17 protein-coding genes are annotated in these 21,059 nt (G+C 64.1%); 14 read left to right on the top strand and 3 right to left on the bottom strand.

The annotated features are described in order from the left end of the window. Positions 1–8 precede the first annotated feature (8 nt). From asnB to ACQR1H_RS27770, 3 genes are all read right to left on the bottom strand, one after another. Positions 9–1,979, bottom strand: a complete 1,971-nt coding sequence (asnB, locus tag ACQR1H_RS27780) for an asparagine synthase (glutamine-hydrolyzing) (protein WP_434908489.1) — start codon at positions 1,977–1,979, stop codon at positions 9–11. 38 nt (positions 1,980–2,017) lie between these two features. Then, a complete protein-coding gene (locus tag ACQR1H_RS27775; protein WP_434908488.1) occupies positions 2,018–3,976 on the bottom strand; it encodes a TIGR04372 family glycosyltransferase in 1,959 nt (652 codons plus the stop codon). Positions 3,977–4,399: 423 nt separating this feature from the next. Next, positions 4,400–5,461, bottom strand: a complete 1,062-nt coding sequence (locus ACQR1H_RS27770) for a hypothetical protein (protein WP_434908487.1) — start codon at positions 5,459–5,461, stop codon at positions 4,400–4,402. A gap of 452 nt (positions 5,462–5,913) precedes the next feature. On the opposite strand from ACQR1H_RS27770, the gene ACQR1H_RS27765 reads away from it, so the two are divergent. The 14 genes from ACQR1H_RS27765 (at position 5,914) to ACQR1H_RS27700 (ending at position 21,008) form a co-directional block, all read left to right on the top strand. Beyond that, entirely contained in the window at positions 5,914–7,416 is a 1,503-nt protein-coding gene (locus ACQR1H_RS27765; protein WP_434908486.1) for an MBOAT family O-acyltransferase, read from the top strand. A 219-nt stretch (positions 7,417–7,635) separates the two neighbouring features. Then, positions 7,636–8,772, top strand: coding sequence for a hypothetical protein (locus tag ACQR1H_RS27760; protein WP_434883409.1), 1,137 nt, complete (start codon positions 7,636–7,638; stop codon positions 8,770–8,772). A 484-nt stretch (positions 8,773–9,256) separates the two neighbouring features. Further along, positions 9,257–10,744, top strand: coding sequence for a PfkB family carbohydrate kinase (locus tag ACQR1H_RS27755; RefSeq protein WP_410051472.1), 1,488 nt, complete (start codon positions 9,257–9,259; stop codon positions 10,742–10,744). 9 nt (positions 10,745–10,753) lie between these two features. Beyond that, positions 10,754–11,476: a nucleotidyltransferase family protein gene (locus tag ACQR1H_RS27750; RefSeq protein WP_316238878.1), complete on the top strand. Its 723-nt coding sequence runs from the start codon at positions 10,754–10,756 to the stop codon at positions 11,474–11,476. A 108-nt stretch (positions 11,477–11,584) separates the two neighbouring features. Beyond that, the gene (locus ACQR1H_RS27745; protein ID WP_257170486.1) at positions 11,585–12,523 is read left to right on the top strand and encodes an NAD-dependent epimerase/dehydratase family protein; all 939 of its coding nucleotides are present in this window, start codon (positions 11,585–11,587) and stop codon (positions 12,521–12,523) included. Next, the gene (locus tag ACQR1H_RS27740; protein WP_316183390.1) at positions 12,520–13,128 is read left to right on the top strand and encodes an SIS domain-containing protein; all 609 of its coding nucleotides are present in this window, start codon (positions 12,520–12,522) and stop codon (positions 13,126–13,128) included. The genes ACQR1H_RS27745 and ACQR1H_RS27740 overlap by 4 nt, the downstream gene beginning before the upstream one ends. Before the next feature lie 12 nt (positions 13,129–13,140). After that, entirely contained in the window at positions 13,141–14,139 is a 999-nt protein-coding gene (locus ACQR1H_RS27735; protein ID WP_316238879.1) for an NAD-dependent epimerase/dehydratase family protein, read from the top strand. 66 nt (positions 14,140–14,205) lie between these two features. Then, the gene (locus ACQR1H_RS27730) at positions 14,206–15,054 is read left to right on the top strand and encodes a transketolase (protein WP_316183388.1); all 849 of its coding nucleotides are present in this window, start codon (positions 14,206–14,208) and stop codon (positions 15,052–15,054) included. Further along, positions 15,051–15,974, top strand: coding sequence for a transketolase family protein (locus ACQR1H_RS27725; RefSeq protein ID WP_316238880.1), 924 nt, complete (start codon positions 15,051–15,053; stop codon positions 15,972–15,974). Before ACQR1H_RS27730 ends, ACQR1H_RS27725 begins: the two co-directional genes overlap by 4 nt. Positions 15,975–15,982: 8 nt before the next feature. Then, positions 15,983–17,020: a zinc-binding dehydrogenase gene (locus tag ACQR1H_RS27720; RefSeq protein WP_316238881.1), complete on the top strand. Its 1,038-nt coding sequence runs from the start codon at positions 15,983–15,985 to the stop codon at positions 17,018–17,020. A gap of 24 nt (positions 17,021–17,044) precedes the next feature. Beyond that, positions 17,045–17,662, top strand: a complete 618-nt coding sequence (locus tag ACQR1H_RS27715) for a hypothetical protein (protein WP_315805296.1) — start codon at positions 17,045–17,047, stop codon at positions 17,660–17,662. After that, positions 17,649–18,692: a phosphotransferase gene (locus ACQR1H_RS27710; protein WP_434872549.1), complete on the top strand. Its 1,044-nt coding sequence runs from the start codon at positions 17,649–17,651 to the stop codon at positions 18,690–18,692. The genes ACQR1H_RS27715 and ACQR1H_RS27710 overlap by 14 nt, the downstream gene beginning before the upstream one ends. Positions 18,693–18,719: 27 nt before the next feature. Beyond that, the gene (locus ACQR1H_RS27705; protein ID WP_315805294.1) at positions 18,720–19,382 is read left to right on the top strand and encodes a class I SAM-dependent methyltransferase; all 663 of its coding nucleotides are present in this window, start codon (positions 18,720–18,722) and stop codon (positions 19,380–19,382) included. 681 nt (positions 19,383–20,063) lie between these two features. Next, positions 20,064–21,008: a TylF/MycF/NovP-related O-methyltransferase gene (locus tag ACQR1H_RS27700; protein ID WP_316183384.1), complete on the top strand. Its 945-nt coding sequence runs from the start codon at positions 20,064–20,066 to the stop codon at positions 21,006–21,008. Positions 21,009–21,059 lie beyond the last annotated feature (51 nt).

Here is a 21,059-nt window from a genome sequence, read left to right as displayed (position 1 = left end):
ATCATGCTCTAAGCGGCGCGCGCCCATTCGTCGTGCCAGGCCTGCGCCATCAGCACGTTCCAAAGCCAATAGGAATGATTGTGGCTGCGGCTGACGTGCTCGTCGAACATGCGCGTCACCCGCACCGGATCGAACAGACCCTGCCGCCTCAGCCGCTCCGGCGACAGCAGGTCCGATGCCCAGGATTTCAACGGCCCACGCAGCCACGCGTCGAGCGGAATGCTGAAGCCGGTCTTCGGCCGATCGATCATCTCCGCCGGCACGTGGCGATACAGCACCTGCCGCAGCAGCCATTTGCCGCGGCCGTCCCGCACCTTCATGCCGGAAGGCACGTTGGCCGAGAACTCGACGACGTCCTTGTCGAGAAACGGCACGCGCGTCTCCAGCGCCACGGCCATCGCCGCGCGATCGACCTTCTGCAGGATGTCGTCGCTGAGATAGCTGAGGGAGTCCGCCAGGGTCATGCGGTCGAGCGGATCGAGCTTCGCCGCAAGCTGCCGCATCTCGTTCCCCGCCCAACTCTCCCGCTCCGTGCCGCCCACCACCGTCCCGGCCGGATCCTGATCGACCGAGCACAGCGCCCGGTAGAGGCCATCAAAGCCGTCGGCGGCAATGACGCGGCCGAGCTTGGCGACCTGATCACCGGCATGCCGAACCTTCAGTCGAGCCGGCAACAGCGGCTGCAGCGCCCTGAGGACCGTATCGGCCGGCTCCGGAGCAATCGCGCCGAGCACGACACCGATCGCGCGCCGCAGCGGCATCGGCACACGGCCCAGGCGCGCCTGCAGCGTGCCGCCCCAGACATGCCTGTTGTAGCCGCCGAACAGCTCGTCGCCCGCGTCACCTGACAATGCGACGGTCACGTGCCGGCGCGCGAGCTGAGCGACCAGATGCGTCGGGATCTGCGAGGAGTCGGCGAACGGCTCGTCATAGATCCGCGGCAGCTTCGGTACCACGTCCATCGCGGTCCGCGCATCGACATACAGCTCGGTATGATCGGTACCGAGATGCAGGGCGACCCTGCGGGCATCCTGGGCCTCGTTGTAGCCGCCCTCGGCAAAACCGATGCTGAAGGTGCGGACCGGCTGGCCCGACTGCGCCTGCATCAAGGCCACGATGGTCGATGAATCGACGCCACCGGACAGGAACGCGCCGAGCGGCACGTCCGACAGGCACTGCCGCTTCACGGCGACCGACAGCAACTGCTCCAGCCGATCGACGGCCTCGCGCTCGTCGGCAATGCGATCGCCCTGGGCGGCGACAACGCGATCGCGCAGCGACCAATAGGGTTGCGGCGCGGGCCAACTGTCGGGAGCCACATCCGCGGAGAAGCGCACGAACGACGCCGGGGGCAGCTTGCGGATGCCGGTCCAGATCGTGGCGGGCGCAGGCACGTAGGAATAGCGCATGAACGCCGTGAGCGCCGCGCGGTCGAGCGACGGCGCCCAGGACGGATGCGCCGCCAGCGCCTTGAGCTCGGAGCCGAACACCAGATCGGCGCCGCTCCAGCCGTAGAACAGCGGCTTCTCGCCGAAGCGGTCGCGCGCCAGGATCAATTGCCGAGTCTCGGCGTCCCAGAGCCCGACGACGAACATGCCGATCAGGCGCTGAAGCGCCGGCTCAACGCCCCATCGGCTGATCGCGGCGAGCAGCGTTTCGGTGTCGGAATGACCGCGCCAATTCGGTGCGGCGCCGGCGGCCTCCAGCTCGGCACGGACATCGAGATGGTTGTAGATCTCGCCGTTGAAGGTGACGGTGTAGCGTCCGCAGGCACCGTGCATTGGCTGCGCCCCGGCCTCGGAGAGATCGAGGATCGCCAGACGGCGATGTCCGAAGGCAACTCCCCTCGCAGCACTGATCCAACTGCCGGACGCATCGGGGCCGCGATGCGCCAGCGCCGCCGTCATCCGTTCGACGATCCCGGCCAGTTGGGCCTCGTCGGCTCCGCCGGGGCGAAACAGGCCGGCTATGCCGCACATGGTGTCATCTCCGCCGCTTCGTTCCCCCTCTGCATGGCTCAGTGACCCTCACCGGTGTCGTGCAGCAACTCCGTCTCATGATTGGCCAGGAAACCGAGGCTCGGACGGCTGGTGCCGTAGTAATAGGGCAGCTCCAGCGCGCGCCTCCAGCGCGACAACAGCCGCGCGCCATCGTGACCAGCTTCGAATTCGGCCAACCGACCGTCGGCGACGGCCAGGACCTCGTCCGCCGTGTGGCGGATGTCGTCCGCCGAGTTGGTCTCCGGATGCGCACCGCTCCGGCCCAGCACGGCCGCGTCGAACACGCGCCAACGCCAGGGCGACGTTGTCAGTTGGTGCTGCGTCAGTACGGTACCGTCTGCCAGTCTGACGGGCTTGAGGGCAAAACGGACGTTGCTGTTCCACAGCTGGGCGTCGGTCGTGATCGCATTCACGATCGCACAGGGAATGCCGAAACTGACAGCGACATTCGTCAACCCGGACGTCGTCCCGATGAAGGCGTGGGCGTGGCGGATCAGGTGGATGTCCATCGGCTCCGATCTGAATTCGCCGAGCGCGTAATCGATCGTGCGCGCCATCGGCGGAAGCCTCGGCGAGTTCGGACCACCGAGCTTGATGACCCATCCGCCACGGGCGGTGATCAGGCGAATGGCGTCCAACGACGTTTCGATCGGCGCGTTGCGATGGGTCTGCCCTGTGCCCATGAACTCGAAATAATGCGCCGCGTCCCGGGTGTGCAGGCACACATACCAGTCGTCGGGCTTCATGCCGTACCTGGAACGGAACGCGTCGAAGCGAGCCGTTGCCGCTGCCGCCTCGCTCCGATCGTAGGCATCACGCAACGGATGCCCTCTTCCTTCGCGCTCCCATTGCTCGATGGCGATCGCACCCGCATCTTGCCAGGGAACGACCCGCCCATCCGGCAGCCTGAAGGCGTTGAAGTTCAACCCGCACCATCGCTGCAAGGACAGCAGTTCCTCACCCAGTCGCTCCGATACCGTTTCGCCGATCACCACGACCTTGCCGAAACTTTCAAACAGCTTGAAGAAGACCGCGTTGGCGATGCTATCGGGACGGACGACGATCACGGCTTCGCCTGACCACCAGCCCAGCGCTCGCATCCGAAACAGAATGTCGAGCATGCCCAGATGGCCGATCTGCGTCGCCCATTCCTCAGGAACGAGCCGCAACGTATCGAAGGTGACGCCGAGCCGGTCGAGCAGACGCTTCAACTCATCAGAAAGGGGTGGCGGCGATGCCCGCAGTTCCTGCTGCGCATCCAAGGCGCGCTCGTACAACCGAATTGCAGTCTCGCCGCGACCGACATGCATCACACGCTGGCCCGTGAAGTTGCACAGGTCGAACAGCCGGCCTCGAGCGCCGCAGAGGAAGTCGAGGCTGTTCGGGACATAATACGGTGAATTCCGAGCCGCGATGTTCTGGTGGGGACGGAGAAAATGCAGGCTGCTCCGACACGCCCAGAACATGGCGTCGAGCGCCGCCGCGTCATCCCCTCCGATCACGTCGACCATGGCCTTGTAGAAGGCGAGATCGACCATCGCTTCGAGCTGTTCGGGCTTCGCTCCCGCCGCGGCATCGCGCGCTTCCGAAAACTCGCCCAGCTCGAACAAGGATCGAACCAGCGCGTATCTGGTCTCCGCATCATCGAACGCCAAGGTTTCGCGGCCGACAGTCCCGGCCGCCTCGCGATAGGCGCCGATGCTGCTCAGGGCTTGAATCGAAGGGCCGGGGAAATATCGGCTGAGAGCCGTCGAAAAACGAAACTCCGGCCGAGCTGCAAGATGCGACGTCACATAGGGAAAATACGCCTGAGCCAGGCGCCGCCGGAGTGGAAGTCTCGCGGCGAAAGCGATGACCAGACCAAGGAACACCGCGCGTCGCGGCAGCAGGTTGAGGGTCGCTCCGACTATGACGAAGACCTGGTAGACAATCCGTCGGCGGCCGCCGCGCATCGGCCTTTGCTTTTGCAGTTTCATACGACCAAGTTCCACACAACCTTGAAATCCCGGATTCCGCGCGTTCGGATCAAGGCGGAGCCTGGACGACCGGCCGTTCAAGTCGCCTGCGCGCCAAGGATCACGTCTCGGGATGAGGACAGTACGCTCGCCGGGTCCAATGCGAGAATTCCCCGTGCAGACATCGCCGCCGCAAATGCCAACCAAGGATTGAGCCGATTGGATCGCAGCTATAACAGAGGTGCCGGGAATTTTCCAAGCCGAACATGGGGATGAACGCAAGCAAAACTGGACGAAATGGGAATTCAGAATTCTAAGCCCCGGTGGCGATTAGTCTCGGGGAGCCCCACCTTGAGCGAGGGTCCTCGATGGCTCGGACGAAGCGTGTCGGACGAACCCGCGTGGAGCCGGCGGCTCCTTGGCTGGAATTCAGCAACATCGGCATCATTTGCCGTCGCCAGTTCCGACTGGAAATGCCCGTTTGAAAGCCGCCGTCTTGACGATCTCGCGAGCGAGATAGCTCGTAAAGACTTGCGCGCCGTGCCTGTCCAAATGGCCGCCGCCGTCGATCGTCGTCAGGTCATCGAATGGCGGCGCGATCAGTTCGATGTTCAATTCCTTCGCCAGCTCTGCCGCCTGCTGGACGCAGGACTGGCTGTGCGGGACCAGTGTGAGCACGACCTCTCCGCCCACCTCGTGGAGAAATCTCTTCGCATAGTCGACAATCGCGGGGGTCGTATGACAGTCCGGATCACGGGCCGATAGCATCGGCTTGTTGCCCGCGGCGACATAGCCCGGATTGGCATCCAACCCCATGTCGCCGTCCGTGATGTTGCGATAGAGGCCGGTGGGCGAAAAATGGCCGTTCTGATAGGCCGCAACGAGGTCCTCGATGCGCCAGTGCAGATTGCGGCCCACCACCGTCAGGTACCCCCGCATTCGGTTGCGCTGGACGGCGGCGATGGGCTGCTTCTGCGGACCAAGAGTGACGCTGAGATCGTTGCTGAAAAAGTGCACGAACTGATCGTCGGCATTGATGACCCACAGACGCGGACGGATTTTCCAGCGCTGGATCACGAGCCGCGAGAACTCCCCGCCGCGAATGCCCACGAAGGCCATGTTGTAGATCCCCAATCGACCGAGCACCGGTGATTGCGCGAGCGTCTGCCGGTCTACCGCATAGCTGACGAAGGACGGGCCGAGAAAGACGAGATCGGCCTGCTTTGCGGCTTCGACCGATCCTCCCAGATTGCTGTAGAAGATATCCTGGTCCTGGATCTGCGGAATGCTGCGGCCGCCGAAATCACGATACCAGTTGGTGTCGACTTCCCGTGGAATCTGCAGCAGCCCATCACGCAACGTCCACACGTCCGACGAAAAGAGCGACAGACCGAGCGAAAACGCGAGCGCGGCCGCCACGCCGACAATTCCGACTGCGATGAGATAGCGCCCGAATCCGCCCGGTTCAGCTGACTTTTCCGGTGCAGACCGGCCGACTGTCGACATGACGCAATTCCCGCTCGATAGGTTGTCTCGGTGGGTGTCGTGGCAGCTGCTTCGGCTCCGACAACGAGAGTCTAGACACGACGTCAGCCGGTGGAACAGAGGGCTTTCCACTCCTCCCCAGCTTGCTTTGCGCGCGAGAGCGCAGACCTATCGAGATGTCATCGGCATGGTCCATCGAGGGGTTTCTTGGCCGCGGCGGTCATCGGCTAGAGTGATTGCGCGAAACCCCATCATGGCATCATTGGATTGGCGTCGTTGGTCGAGTTGAGCTGCCATAGCAGAAGAATCATTGATCGAAAAGTGTCCGCCCCAGTCGAGAGGCTGGTCCCACGTCGCTGTCGTCAGGGAGCGACATCCCCCGAAATTCGCATCGCGAGAGGTGCGCCCAACTTGGCAGCGCCCTCAATCATTGATAAAGCAGCGCAATATGCAGCAACATCAAGAAACTTGTTATGCTCTTCACGCAGTTTGAGTTTCTGTTCCTGTTCCTGCCGGTGACCCTGGTCGGCTATTTTCTGCTGGCTCGCTTTTTCGCCGCTCCCGTCGTGCGCCTCAGCTGGCTCGGCGCGGCGTCGCTCACCTTCTACAGCTATTGGGACATTCACTTCGTCCCGATCATCATAATCTCCATCGTCTTCAATTATACGATGGGTCTGCTGATTGCCGGACAGACCGGCAAGCTCCGCACCGGCCTGTTTTCAGCTGCCGTCACGCTCAACCTGGCCGCGCTCGCGTTCTACAAATATACGAATTTCGGCATCCAGATCCTCAATGCGATCACCGCGTCGAAGCACCCCTCGCTCGCGATCGTTCTCCCGCTCGGCATTTCGTTCTTCACCTTCACTCAGATCGCCTACCTCGCCGACGTCTATGGCGGGTATTCCGATGAACGAAGCTTTGTGAAATACGGCCTGTTCGTCACGTATTTCCCGCATCTGGTCGCGGGTCCGATCCTGCATCACCGCGAGATGATGCCGCAATTCGGCTCGGAGGAGAGCCGACGGATTTCCATCGAGAAGGTCGCGGTCGGCCTCACGATTCTGACCATTGGACTTTTCAAGAAGTCGTTCATCGCGGACGGGTTCGGCCTGATCGCGAATCCCGTGTTCCAGGCCGCCAATTCGAGCCACCTTCACCTGATGGACGCCTGGGGCGGCGCGCTCGCCTACTCGCTGCAGATCTATTTCGATTTCTCGGGCTACTCCGACATGGCGATCGGCATTTCGATCATGTTCGGGATCCGGCTGCCTTTCAACTTCGATTCCCCCTACAAGTCGCTGAGCATCGTCGAATTCTGGCGCCGTTGGCATATCTCACTGTCGCGCTTCCTGCGCGACTATCTCTACATCCCGCTTGGCGGCAACCGCTACGGCGAGCACCGGAGAAACGCCAACCTCTTCGCCACCATGCTGCTCGGCGGTCTCTGGCATGGCGCGGGTTTCACCTTCATCATCTGGGGCGCGCTGCACGGGCTGTTTCTGATCGTCAATCATCGCTGGAGCAAATTCGTCGCGCAGCGACCGGGCCTCACCCGCCTGTCGGCGACCGCCTGGTATACGGTGGCGGCGCTATTGTTGACACAGTTCGTCGTGGTTCTGGCATGGGTTTTCTTCCGGGCCGACAATCCGAATGCCGCGGTCAGGCTCATCAAGGGAATGCTCGCCCTGTCCAACCCGGAGAAGATCACGGCAACGAACCTCGTCGATCCGCGCCTCATGATCGCGATCCTGGCAGGCTATGTCGCCTGTTTCACGCTGCCCAACGTGAACACGATGTTCGAGCGCTGGAAAGTCGGGCTGGAAACCTACCACAACCCTCGTCCCTGGAGCATTCTGAACCTGAAGTGGCGGCCGTCCCTGCCGTGGGCCATCGGAACTTCGATTGCGCTCGTGGCGGCGGTTCTGATGAACATCATTGCCGGAGACACCTCCCAGTTCCTCTACTTCCAATTCTGAATGCGCAGCAGATGGCAAGCGACGGGCCTCGGACCCTCCCCACCGACAGGCGGATATGTTCTCGCCGAGGCTGTCCGGGCGGGCGGCGTGCCGGCGGCGCATCATCCGCTTGCAGCGGTCACGCCCAGCCATTAGCCTGATTCTGGCGCAATCAACTTCCAGCACGACGCGGATTACTCGCTTAATCCCGAAGCACAATCACCAAGGCGGGCTCGAACTTTGGCGCGGTATCTTGCGATCATAGTGGCGCTGTTCGCCATCGTCTTCCTGCCGCTGCTGGCTGTATTCGAATGGGTCGGCTGGCGATTGGGCGCGACCGTCCCGCTCTCGGTGCTCGCAGCCGAGCAATCGCGCACCGAACGGATGGTCTGGCTCGGCACCTTCAAGGACTACGCTCCCTACAAGCTCGAACGAATCAAACAGGTCCAACCCGAGGTTCTGCTGGTGGGAAGCTCGCGCTGCGGTCAGGCGCGTGAGCAGATGTTCCGTCCCTACGTGGCCTACAATGCGTGCCTGACGGCCTGGCCTCTCACGCACGTTGTGGATTTCGTCGATCGAGCGACCACGGTGGCGAAGCCGCGCGTGGTCGTCGTGGCGCTGGACTACTTCCTGTTTGGCGACTTCCTCGCTGACGTCTGGCGGAAAGAGCGCACGATGGACTTCGCCCAAGGCATCGATTCGCATCGGCGGAAGCTGCACGACGTCGCGGACTTCGTCATGCGGAATCACGGCGATCTCGATGCGATCCGTTCGGCCATGATGACGCCGCAACTCGAGCCCGTTGACAACAACAGGCTCGTCGGCACGGAGGCAATCCGCGGCAAGTTCGGCTTCCGCAAGGATGGTTCCGTCATGGTCGCACCGCCCTATCGAAATGCAGCGGCCGAAACCTTGGCGCGCGGCGCTCAATACGTCACCTCCTCGTTTCCGGGCGCCCCTCATCTCAGCGAACGCGAATTTGGCGAGATCGAACGACTGTCCAGGCTTTCCCGCGAGCGCGGGTTCTCGGTGGTTGCGATCCAATATCCGTTCCTGGAAAGCGCTGGCGCCTTTCTCGACACCGATGAGGCCTATTGGCCCTATTCCGGACTCTGGCGCGAGATCAGGAGTCCACAGACCGCCGAAAGATTTGCGCAGCTTGGGATCCAGTTCTTCGATATGAGCCGCACCGAGATATCGCGCGATTCCGGCAACTTCTTCGATCCTGCGCATCCCTCGGAAAGGGGCATGCTCAAGACCTACCTCGCCCTGCTGAACCGGCCCGAGTTCAGCAAGCTGTTTCCGCGGATCGACCGCAGCGCCTTGGCAGCCGATCTCGAAAAGGGACAGGGCGAACAGTTCGATCTCTATCACTGAGGCATGCTGCGAGAGACTTGCGTCTCCGAGGCTTTTCCGCGGAGCCCGCCCACCAGCGCGCCGCTGCCCGTCTCTCGTTGGAGCGTCCTCGGATCCATCCTCCGCCTGATTCGCCAGCACAGGCGCTGAGCATCGCCGTGAAAGGACGATGAGCTCTCCGGAAGCCGCGTTCCGACGCGACCACACAACCGTAAGCTAACAGGACTGTTTGTGCTGCTGCGCACACCTGATAAAGAGACCACCGGAAATGATCGGCCGCCGGCCCCTCCATCGCTCCGATCGCGGGACCGCGCTTGTTTTTTTCGCAACGAAATCAATGTCGAGCATGAAAGATGCAGATCGGAACGGGATTCGCGGTGCAGATGTGCCGGGCGACAGCGACGCTTTGCATCGGAGTCGCTCGGCCGGCGAATGACACGGTGGCCGATTGTCCGACCTCAGCCCGATCGAGCCGGAGGCGAATTCCTTGGATCAGGTGATCGATATGAGTGAGATGGATCTGGCCTGTCAGACGGTTCGCGCCTCCTGTGACTCCGGGCAGACGATTGCGTTCGTGTCCGGCAATTTCAACGTCGTGCACCCCGGACATTTACGGCTTTTGAAGTTCGCCGCCGAGCAGGCCGACGTGCTGGTCGTGGGCGTCAATCCCGATTCGACGCCAGGCGTGACCCTGGCGCAGGACATGCGCCTCGAAAATGTGCGTTCCATCGCCTTTGTGCACCATGTCGTGCGCTTGGAAACGTCGGCGTCCGACTTCATCGCGCATCTGAAGCCGACCGTTGTCGTCAAGGGCAAGGAGTTCGAGGATCGCGCCAATCCAGAGCAGGAGGCCGTGGACGCCTATGGCGGACGGCTGATCTTCTCGTCCGGTGAATTGCGCTTTGCGTCGCTGTCGCTGCTGGAACGCGACGCCAACATCGACATCTCCACGGTCCGCAAGCCGCAGGAATTTCCAAGGCGCCACGGCTTCGAGATCGGGAATCTGAAGGACCTGCTCCGCAAGCTCTCCGGCATGCGAGTCGCCGTTATCGGCGACCTGATCGTCGACGAATATGTCACTTGCGATGCGGTCGGCATGTCCCAGGAAGATCCGACCATCGTCGTGACGCCGCTGATGACCCGTACCTTCGTCGGCGGCGCTGGCGCGGTTGCGGCCCATGCGCATGGCCTCGGCGCAGACGTGAAGTTCTTCACCCTTGTCGGCGACGATGAAGCGGCGCGGTTCGCCCGCAACACGCTGGAACAGCATGGCGTGAACTTCAACGCCTTCACCGACCAGAGCCGGCCGACCACGCGCAAGCAGCGTTTTCGCGCGCTCAACAAGACGCTGTTGCGCGTCAACCATCTGCGCCAGCACGCTTCCGACGCCGACCTGCAGCGGCAGATGCTGACCTCGGTCGAGCGCGCCTTGAAGACCTGCGATCTGCTGCTGTTCTCCTGCTTCAACTACGGCTGCCTGCCGCAGGATCTGGTCGACGCGATCGCCGATCGCGCCCGCGCCCAGGGCGTGATGATGGCGGCCGACAGCCAGGTGTCCTCGCAGACCGGCGACGTCTCGCGCTTCAAGGGCATGACCCTGCTGACGCCGACCGAGCGCGAGGCCCGCGTCGCGCTGAACGACTTCATTTCCGGTCTCGCCGTCATCAGCGAGCGCCTGGTCGAACGGGCCCGCACCAAGAACCTCGTGATCACGCTCGGCGCTGAGGGCGCGCTGATCAATACGATGGCCGAGGGCATCTTCACCTCCGACCGCCTGCCGGCGTTCAATCCGTCGCCGAAGGACGTCTCCGGCGCCGGCGACAGCTTCTTCATGGCCTGCTCGATGGGCCTGCGCGCGGGCGCCGATATCTGGCAGGCCTCCTATCTCGGATCGCTGGCGGCCGCGCTCCAGGTTTCCCGCGTCGGCAACCTGCCGTTGACGACGGCGGAGCTGGTGCGGGAAATCGACGAGACCGGATTCAGCCAGGAGTAGGATGTCGACATGCGTGCCCTCCTGCTCGCGGCGGGGATCGGAAGCCGGCTGCGCCCGCTGACCAATACGACGCCGAAATGCCTGGTGCGTGTGCACGACCGACCCCTGCTGGACTATTGGCTCGACCTCGTCTTCGAAGGCGGCATCGAGCGGGCGTTGCTGAACACGCACTGGCTCGCCGAGCAGGTCCGCGCGCACGTGGCGCAGTCGCGCTGGCGCGACCGGATCGATCTCGTTCACGAAGATGAACTGCTCGGGACCGGCGGCACCGTGCTTGCGAACCGCACCTGGTTCGGCGACCAGCCGTTCCTCGTGGCCCACGCCGACAATCTGACCGATTTCGACGTCGCAGGGCTGCTCGCCGCCCATCGCAACCGCCCTGACGGCTGCATCATGACGATGCTCGCGTTCCGGACCGACGATCCGAGCTCGTGCGGGATTCTCGAGCTGGATGCTCAGCACAGGGTGATCGCCTTCCACGAGAAGGTCAAAAATCCGCCTGGGAACCTCGCCAATGGCGCGGTCTACGTCTTCGATCCCGCCGTCATCGCCGACATCGCCGCGCTGGGAAAGCCGATCGTCGATCTCTCCACCGAAATCATCCCCAACTATTTGGGACGCATTTTGTGCGTGGAAACCAGCGGTTATCATCGGGATATCGGTAACCCGGAAAGCTTGCGCCGGGCCCATTTGGAGTTTAATCACGAACCGCGCCGTGGCGGGGACGCTTGACGGGCGATTTTCGCTGCTGGGCTGGTCGCCTTCCCCCGCCAATTTGTATAAAGGTGCGCGCGACGCGCCAGCCGGCGACACGACAGGCGAGCCACGGGGATTGCTCAGATGAAGATATTCGTGACCGGAGCGTGCGGCTACAAGGGCAGCGTGCTCGTGCCGAAGCTCCTGAAGGCCGGCCACAAGGTCGTCGCATTCGACATCATGTGGTTCGGCAACTTCCTCGATCCGCATCCGGATCTCACCGTCGTCCAGGGCGACGTGCGCAATCCCGACGCCATCGACCTCACCGGCGTCGATGCCATCATTCATCTCTCCAGCGTCGCCAATGATCCCTGCGGTGATCTCGATCCCAAGCTGACCTGGGAGATCTCCTGCCTCGCCACGATGCAGCTCGCCGATCGCGCCTACCGCCACGGCATCAAGCGCTTCATCTACGCGTCCTCCGGCAGCGTCTACGGCGTCAAGGAAGAGGAGCAGGTCACCGAGGATCTCGAGCTGCTGCCGATCTCGGAGTACAACAAGACCAAGATGTGCGGCGAGCGCATCGTGCTGTCCTACAAGGACGACATGGTGGTGCAGATCGTGCGTCCCGCCACCGTGTGCGGCTACTCCCCGCGCCAGCGGCTCGACGTTTCCGTCAACATGCTGACGATGCAGGCGCTGATGAACGGCCGCATCACGGTGTTCGGCGGCGACCAGACCCGCCCGAACATTCATATCGACGACATCACCGATCTTTATCTGTTCCTGCTCGATCATCCTGAGCACACCGGTGTCTACAATGCCGGCTTCGAGAACATCTCGATCCTCGACATCGCCAATCTGGTCACCAAGCACGTGCCGGCCGAGGTCATCGTGACGCCCTCGAACGATCCGCGCAGCTATCGCGTCAACTCCGATCGCCTGCTGGCGACCGGCTTCCGCCCGAAGAAGACGGTGGAGGACGCGATCAAGGAAATCATCGGCATGTACTCGCAAGGCCAGCTCAAGAACGAGGACCGCTGGTACAATCTGAAATGGATGGAGAAGGAGGTCGTGAAATGAACGTCCTGGCCTTCAAGACCCCCGGCAGCCTGTTCGCCGACTACACCAGCCGCTTCAGCACCGTGCTGAAGGATTTCGACTGGTCCCCCGTCGAGAAGCTCGCCTACGATCTGCGCGACTGCTGGCAGACCGGCCGCCAGGTGTTCTTCTGCGGCAATGGCGGCAGCGGCGGCAACGCCAACCATCTCGCCAACGACTTCCTCTACGCGCTGTCGAAGACGCCCGGCTCCGGCCTGCGCGTGCACTCGCTGTCGTCGAACCCGTCGGTGATCACCTGCCTCGCCAACGACGAAGGCTATGACCAGGTGTTCTCGCTGCAGCTCGCGGTGCTCGCACGCAAGGGCGACGTGCTGATCACCTTCTCCGGCTCCGGCAACTCGCCGAACATCCTGAAGGCGCTCGAAGAGGGCAAGAAGCTCGGCATGACCAGCTATGCCGTACTCGGCTTCACCGGCGGCAAGGCCAAGGCGCTGGCCGACGTGCCGATCCATTTCGCGGTCGACGACATGCAGATCGCCGAGGACGCGCAGATGGTGATCGGCCACATGATCATGCAGTGGCTGTACGCCCAGCGCGGCGACATCATCACGACGCGCGAGGTCTGACGGGCAAGGACGATGGCTGCGAACGAAAAGTACCTGATCCTCGGCTCGAACTCCTTTTCGGGCGCAACCTTCGTCGACTTCCTGGCTGCCGCCGGTCACGACGTGATCGCGACCAGCCGCTCGGACGAGCCGCATGATGCGTTTTTGCCCTACAAATGGCAGAAGCGCCCAGGCAACGTGCGGTTCAAGCGCGTCGACCTCAACCACGATCTCGATGCGCTGAAGGCGCTGCTGGTGGCCGAGCGGCCGACCCATGTCGTGAACTTCGCGGCGCAGAGCATGGTCGGCGAGAGCTGGCTGTACCCGGACCACTGGATGATGACCAACGTCGTCTCCGCCGTCCGCCTGCACGACATCCTGCGCAACTATGACGGCCTCGATCGCTACGTTCATGTCACGACGCCGGAGGTCTATGGCTCGACCGAGGGCTGGGTGCGAGAGGACGCGCCGTTCAACCCGTCGACGCCCTATGCGGTGTCGCGCGCCGCCGGCGACATGAGCCTGCGGACCTATTTCGCCAACTACCAGTTCCCCGTGGTCTTCACCCGCGCGGCCAATGTCTACGGCCCGGGCCAGCAGCTCTACCGCATCGTGCCGCGCACCATCGTCGCCGCGATGACCGGGCAGAAGCTGCGGCTCGACGGCGGCGGAAAGTCGGTCCGCGTCTTCATCCACATGACCGACGTGTCGGACGCGACGGTCAAGATCGGCCGCAGCGGCAAGCTTGGCGAGACCTATCACATCTCCGGCTACGAGCTGGTGTCGATCCGCACGCTGGTCGAGATGATCCTCGCCCGGCTTGGCAAGAACTTCGAGGACTGCGTCGAGATCGGCCCCGAGCGGCCCGGCAAGGATACCGCCTACACGCTCGACAGCTTCAAGCTGCGCACCGAGCTCGGCTGGCGCGACACCTACTCGCTGGAGCAGGGCATCGACGACGTCATCGCCTGGGCGCGACGCTTCGAGGATGTCATGGCCAAGCTGCCGACCAAGTATGAGCATAAACCCTGATCGACCCAGCGCTTCCCTAGGGAAGCGCGCCCTGCGTCTCCCCGGGAGGCGCGACTGGAGAGCACGATGAACGTGGCAGTCCGGAACACCGCGGCCAAGCCCGACGTGGCCGCCCTGAAGGCGCAGGCGGCGAAGCTGCGCGGCAAGATCATCGAGATGTCGCACAAGGCGCAGGCCGCGCATCTCGCCTCGTCGTTGTCCTGCGCCGATGCGATGACGGCGGCCTATTGGCACGTCCTGAACATCGACCCCAAGAACCCGACCGATCCGCTGCGCGATCGCTTTATCCTGTCGAAGGGCCACGCCGCCGCGGCGCTGTTCGCGACGCTCGCCATGAAGGGCTACTTCCCGATCGAGGAACTGGACACCTATTGTCAGGACGGCGGCCGGCTCGCCGAGCATCCGCCGGCGAACCTGCTGCCCGGCGTCGAGGCCGCCACCGGCTCGCTCGGCCACGGCCTGCCGCTCGGCTGCGGCATGGCGCTGGCCGGCCGCATCAAGGGTGAGACCTACCGCGTGTTCGCCCTGCTCTCCGACGGCGAGAACAACGAGGGCTCGGTGTGGGAGGCCGCGATGTTCGCCGCCGCCCAGAAGCTGGAGAACGTCTGCGTCGTCGTCGACTACAACAAGTGGCAGGCGACCGCGCGCTCCAACGAGACGCTGATGCTGGCGCCGCTGCGCGACAAATGGGCCGCGTTCGGCTGGGACGCGCACGAGATCGACGGCCATGACGTCGGCGCGCTGGCGGAAGCCATGCAGAACATCCCGAACGGCTCGGGCAAGCCGGTGGCGCTGATCGCCCACACCGTGAAGGGCAAGGGCGTGTCGTTCATGGAGGACGACAACAACTGGCATTACCGCGCCCCCACCGCTGAGGAAGTCGTCAAGTCGTTCAAGGAGCTCGGCCTGTCATGAGAAACGCGTTCGCGGACGAACTGACCAAGCTCGGCAACGAGGACAGCCGCGTCGTCATGCTGTCGGGCGACATCGGCAACCGCCTGTTCGACAAGTTCAAGGACAAGCATCCGAGCCGCTTCTTCAACTGCGGCGTGGCCGAGGCCAACATGATGGGCGTCGCCGCCGGCATGGCGATGAACGGCCTGCGCCCGGTCGCCTACACCATCACCCCGTTCGTGACGACGCGCTGCCTGGAGCAGATCCGCACGGACGTCTGCTATCACGAGGCTCCGGTGACGATCGTCGCGGTCGGCGCCGGCCTCGCCTATTCCGGCCTCGGTCCGACCCACCATGCCTGCGAGGACATCTCGTTCCTGCGCTCGATCCCGAACATGGTCGTGATCTGCCCGGGCGATGCCTTCGAGGTGCGCGGCGCCTTGCGCGCGGCGATGCAGCAGGACCGCCCGGTCTACATCCGCATGGGCAAGAAGGGTGAGCCGGTCGTTCACAAGGGCCCCATCGCTGACTTCAAGATCGGCAAGGCGATCACGATCGAGGAAGGCAGCGATGTCTGCCTGCTCTCGACCGGCAACATGCTTCCGGAAGCCGTTGAAGCCGCACACAAGTTGAAGGAGAAGGGCATCTCCGCCGAGGTCGTCAGCTTCCACACCGTGAAGCCGCTGGATGAGGACAAGCTCAAGCAGGCCTTCAGCCGCTTCAAGCTGGTCGCGACCATCGAGGAGCATTCGCTGATCGGCGGCTTCGGCGCCGCCGTCTCTGAGTGGCTCGTCGACAGCGAGACGCAGGCGAAGAAGTTCCTGCGCTTCGGGACGCCGGATGCGTTCTTCAAGAAATCCGGTGAACAGGAATATGCCCGCGAGGTGCTCGGCCTGACCGGCCACCAGATCGCGGACAAAATCATCCACGCCTTGAGCTGAGACATCACATGAAGACCCAAGCTGCCCTGCTGGTCCAGACCGGCCAACCGCTCGTGCTGGCCGAGATCGAGACCCCCGCCCTCAAGCCGGGCCAGGTGCTGGTCGAGATCGCCTATTCCGGCGCCTGCGGCACGCAGGTGATGGAGTGGCGCGGCGACAAGGGCGAGGACAAATGGGTGCCGCATTGCCTCGGCCATGAGGGCACCGGCACCGTGATCGAGGCCGGCAGCGCCGTCACCAAGGTCAAGGTCGGCGACAAGGTCGTGCTGTCCTGGATCAAGGGCAGCGGCATCGAGGCCGGCGGCGCCGTCTATGACTGGGACGGCAAGAAGGTCAACGCCGGCGGCGTCACCACCTTCCAACGCCACTCGGTCGTGAGCGAGAACCGCCTGACCCTGCTGCCGCCGGACCTGCCGATGGATGTCGCGGTGCTGCTCGGCTGCGCCGCGCCGACCGGCATGGGCGCGGTCTACAACGTGCTGAAGGTGCAGCCGGGCGATGCGGTCGCCGTGTTCGGCACCGGCGGCATCGGCCTGAACGCGCTGATGGCCGCCGCCCTCGCCGGAGCGATGCCGGTGATCGGCATCGACCCCAACCCGACCCGCCGCGCGCTCGCCCAGATCTACGGCGCCACGCATGTGATCGACGCGGCTTCCGACGTGCTGGCCGAGATCAAGAAGATCGTGCCGCAGGGCGTTGATCTCGCGGTCGAATCCTCCGGCATTCCGGGCGTCATGGATCAGGCCGTCAACGCCACCCGCCAGCAGGGCGGCCGCGCGGTCGTGATCGGCAATGCCAAGCATGGCGCGGCGCTGACGCTGAATCCGGGCGTGTTCAACCAGGGTAAGAGCCTGCTCGGCACCTGGGGCGGCGACAGCGTGCCCGATCGCGATTACGGACGCTATGGGCGGCTGCTGAGCTCCGGCCGCTTCCCGGTGCGGGACCTATTGTCGAAGCCCTACAGCCTCGCCCAGGCCGACCAGGCGCTGGCCGATCTCGCCGCCGGCAAGGTCGGCCGTCCGCTGATCGACATGTCCTTGCGTTAAGTCCAGGCCATTTAAGTCCAAGCCATGCGGATCGGGATCGACTTCGACAACACGATCGCCTGCTATGACGGCGTGTTTCATGCGGCGGCCCTCGAGCGCGGCCTGATCCCGGCCGATCTCGGCCGCGACAAGAACAGCGTCCGCGACCATCTCAACGGCAGCGGGCGCAAGGACGACTTCACCGAGCTGCAGGGCTATGTCTACGGCGCCCGCATGGACCTGGTGTCGCCCTACCCCGGCTTCGCCGCGTTTGTCACGGCGGCCCGCGCCGCCGGCCATGACCTGTTCATCGTCAGTCATAAGACGAAGCACCCCATTCTCGGGCCCAAGCACGACATGCATGCCGCCGCGCGCGGCTTCCTGACCGATCGCGGCCTGATGGGCGAAGCGCCCGGACAGATCGCGCCTGACCGGGTGTTCTTCGAGCTGACCAAGGACGAGAAGGTCGCCCGGGCCCATGCGCTGGCCTGCGAGCTGTTCGTCGACGACCTGCCGGAGATCCTGGCCATGACCGGATTTCCCGAGGGCATGCGCAAGGTGCTGTTCGATCCGGAGAACCAGTTCGCGGCCAAGGCCGTGCCGTACGAGCGCCGAGTCTCCTGGGCCGAGATCGCGGCGGATGTCGTCCGTGACCCCCACTGACGCCGGCGCGGATCGTGATGCCGCCCTGCTGGCGCTGGCGCAGCGCCTCACCGCGCAGGCCGGCAGAGCGAGCCCGACGGCGCTGACCCGGCTCGCCGGCGGCCGCAACAACCAGGTCTATCGTCTGGACACCGCCGAGGGCCCGCTGGTCCTCAAGCGCTACTTCACCGACGCCCGCGACACCCGCGACCGGCTGGGCGCCGAGTGGAGCTTCATCAGCCATGCCTGGTCCCACGGCGTCCGCGTCGTGCCGGAGCCCTTGGCCTGCGACCGCGCCGAGCAGGCGGGCCTCTACAGCTTCGTCGCAGGCCGCAAGCTGACCGCGGCAGAGCTCGCGCCCGCCCATGTCGATGCCGCGATCGACTTCGTGCTCGCGGTGAACGCCCCGCCCCGCCCCGCGCTGGCGCCAGGATCGGAAGCCTGCTTCTCCCTCGCCGAGCACCTCGCCACCGTCGAGCGCCGGGTGGCGCGACTGGCCACGCTCGATGCCGAGGTGCCGCATGTCGCCGACGCCCGGGCATTCGTGGCGGCGCGGCTGCAGCCGGCCTGGGCCGAGGTGAAGGCAACCATTCTGCGCGGAGCGGCGGCCGAAGGGCTCGCCTTCGAGGCCGCCATCCCCGCCGATCAGGTCTGCCTGTCGCCCTCCGATTTCGGCTTCCACAACGCGCTGATCGACGACCAGGACAAGCTCACCTTCCTCGACTTCGAATATGCCGGCCGCGACGACCCGGCCAAGCTGGTCTCCGATTTCTTCTGCCAGCCTGAAGTGCCGGTGCCGCTGCCGGTGCACGAGCATTTCATCGACCGGCTGACGGACGGCCTCGGGCTCGACGCCGCCAGCGTGGCGCGCTGCCGGTTGCTGATCGACGCCTACCAGGTCAAATGGACCTGCATCATCCTGAACGACTTCTTGCCGCTCGGCGCCACGCGTCGCGCCTTCGCCGACACCGGCGCCTGGGCGCAGCGCTGCGCTGCGCAGCTCGCCAAGGCCGAGGCACAGCTCAGCCTGATCGGCGCCACATCCGATTAACCGACACTCACACGCCCGGAGATATTCATGGCCTATCGCGAGTTCGTCAGTCTCGTCCACAAATCGACCAAGCGCGACTATCTCGCGCGCGTCACCCAGCGCGACAAGGCCGATGTCGCGGAGATGGCGATCAAGTTCGACTACGACTACTGGGACGGCAGCCGCGAGACCGGCTATGGCGGCTACAAATATGACGGCCGCTGGCGCAAGGTCGCCGACGCCATGATCGAGACGTACGGCATCAAGCCGGGCATGCGCGTGCTCGACGTCGGCTCCGGCAAGGGTTTCATCCTGCACGATTTCCGCGAGGCCATCCCGGATCTCGAGGTCGCCGGCATCGACATCTCATCCTACGGCGTCGAGCACACGATGGAGAGCGTCAAGCAGTTCTGCCAGGTCGGCTCTGCCGCCAAGCTGCCCTACCCGGACAAGTATTTCGATCTCGTCATCTCGATCAACACGCTGCACAACCTCTACAACTACGATCTCGATGCGGCGCTCCGCGAGATGGAGCGCGTCAGCCGCGGCGCCAAATATCTCTGCGTCGAGGGCTACCGCAACGAGCGCGAGAAGGTGAACCTGATGTACTGGCAGCTCACCTGCCGCATCTTCCACACTCCTGAGGAATGGGCCTTCGAATTCAAGCGCTCCGGCTACACCGGCGACCACGAATTCATCTTCTTCGAATGAGTGTGAGCTGAGAGCGTCGACAGGCGCTCTCGCGACGCATCGGCGCCCGAGCTGTGATCTGATCGTCGCCCTTTCGACATGAGAGGGCGCGAGGAAGGCCGGGAGCCTGCCGCCCCCATGGCCCGCCTGCGAAAGAAAATGCAGGCGGCAGGTACCACAGGTTCGGCTGGGACATCCCGGCCTTCCCCGCGCGACTGGTTTTAACGGTGTCCTTCGTGCTCTCCCTGGGGATCGGCTTTCTTGCCCCCATTTGCGACAACGCGCCTTAAGGCACGTTGCGCAGACCTCAGCGTCGAGAGGCCAGGACCACACGACTTCGCCGTCCGCGCCGGCCAGCGCTCGTCTGGCGCAGCCCTCACGTCCATCGCAGCCCACCTCCACGTATCGTGACGACGCGTACGTCCCTCTGCATGAGGCGGGATGACGAGAGAGAACCATATTTTCCGATAAAACGAAAGAAGAATATTTTTCCTGGCGGGACTGGACAGGGGTGATGCACCTGAAGATGCGGGCCAATTCGTCGTGTACGCGCACGCAGGACCAGTTCGGCCACCAGCGCCGCCTCGCCGGCCGACACCCACGCAAAACGAGTGCAGAGCCCGCATGCCGCTTTTGCGATCTTTGCAAAATGTATTTATAAATTGGCGGCGAACATCGCGAGCGGCGGGGAACGGGGCTGTCATGACGAAGTCATTGAAGGTGGCGATTGCCGAAGGCCTGCCCCCCCAGACGCTGTTCAAGCTGCGATCGATCAAGCGCGCGCTGATGGGGCAGCCGCCCCCCGAACGGCCGCAGGCCGCTGCGGAGCCGCAGCCCGAACCGGCGCCTCAACCGGCCCCCGCGCCGGTCGTCGAAGCACCGTCGGAGCCGCGGACGCGGCAGACCGAAGCCCTGGAGCGGCTCGACGCCCACAAGATCAGCGCGCCGTATTTGTTCTTCGACGTCGACGACGTCCTGATCCTGCCCGCCAAGGAGATCGCGCGGACGCTGACCTTGAGCACGATGTACATCAACAGCGCCGACGTCAAAGGCGACATCGCCGAATTCGGCACCATGGGCGGCTTCACCGCGCGCACCCTGGCGAACGCGATGGTGTTCGACCCGCGCTATCAGCCGAACCAGCCGCTGCGCAAGCTGCGCCTGTTCGACAGCTTCGAGGGCCTGCCGGAGATCACCGCGCAGGTCGACCTCGAGTCGCAGCACGTGAAATCGGGCACCTGGTCGAAGGGCGGCTGCCGGATTCTCAGCGCCGCGGATCTTCGGACCATGGTCGAGGCGATCATTCCGCCGAGCCGGGTCGAGATCTATGAGGGCTGGTTCGCCGACACGGTGAAGCTGCTCCCGGACGATACGCGCTTTGCGCTGATCCATTTCGACGGCGACCTGTATTCGTCGACCATGGACGCGCTGGTGCCGTGCTTCGAACGCGGCCTGATCTCGAAGGGCGCCGTGCTCTGCTTCGACGACTGGAACTGCAACGAGGCCGACCCCGAGGCCGGCGAGCGCAAGGCCTGGGCCGACCTCGTCAGCCGCTTCAACATCGTCGCCAGCCATTCCGGCGACTACTCGATCCAGGGCACCAAGTTCATCATTCATTCCTATCTCGGAATGAAGCCGAGGGCCTGAGCAGCATGCGCTTCGCTTTCGTTGCGTCGCGGCCCCATGCGGTCAGAGGGT

Source organism: Bradyrhizobium sp. HKCCYLRH2015 (genome assembly GCF_051168215.1).
Classification (GTDB): domain Bacteria; phylum Pseudomonadota; class Alphaproteobacteria; order Rhizobiales; family Xanthobacteraceae; genus Bradyrhizobium.
The sequence above is the reverse complement of the archived record's forward strand: the minus strand, read 5'-3'. Positions and strand labels throughout refer to the sequence as shown.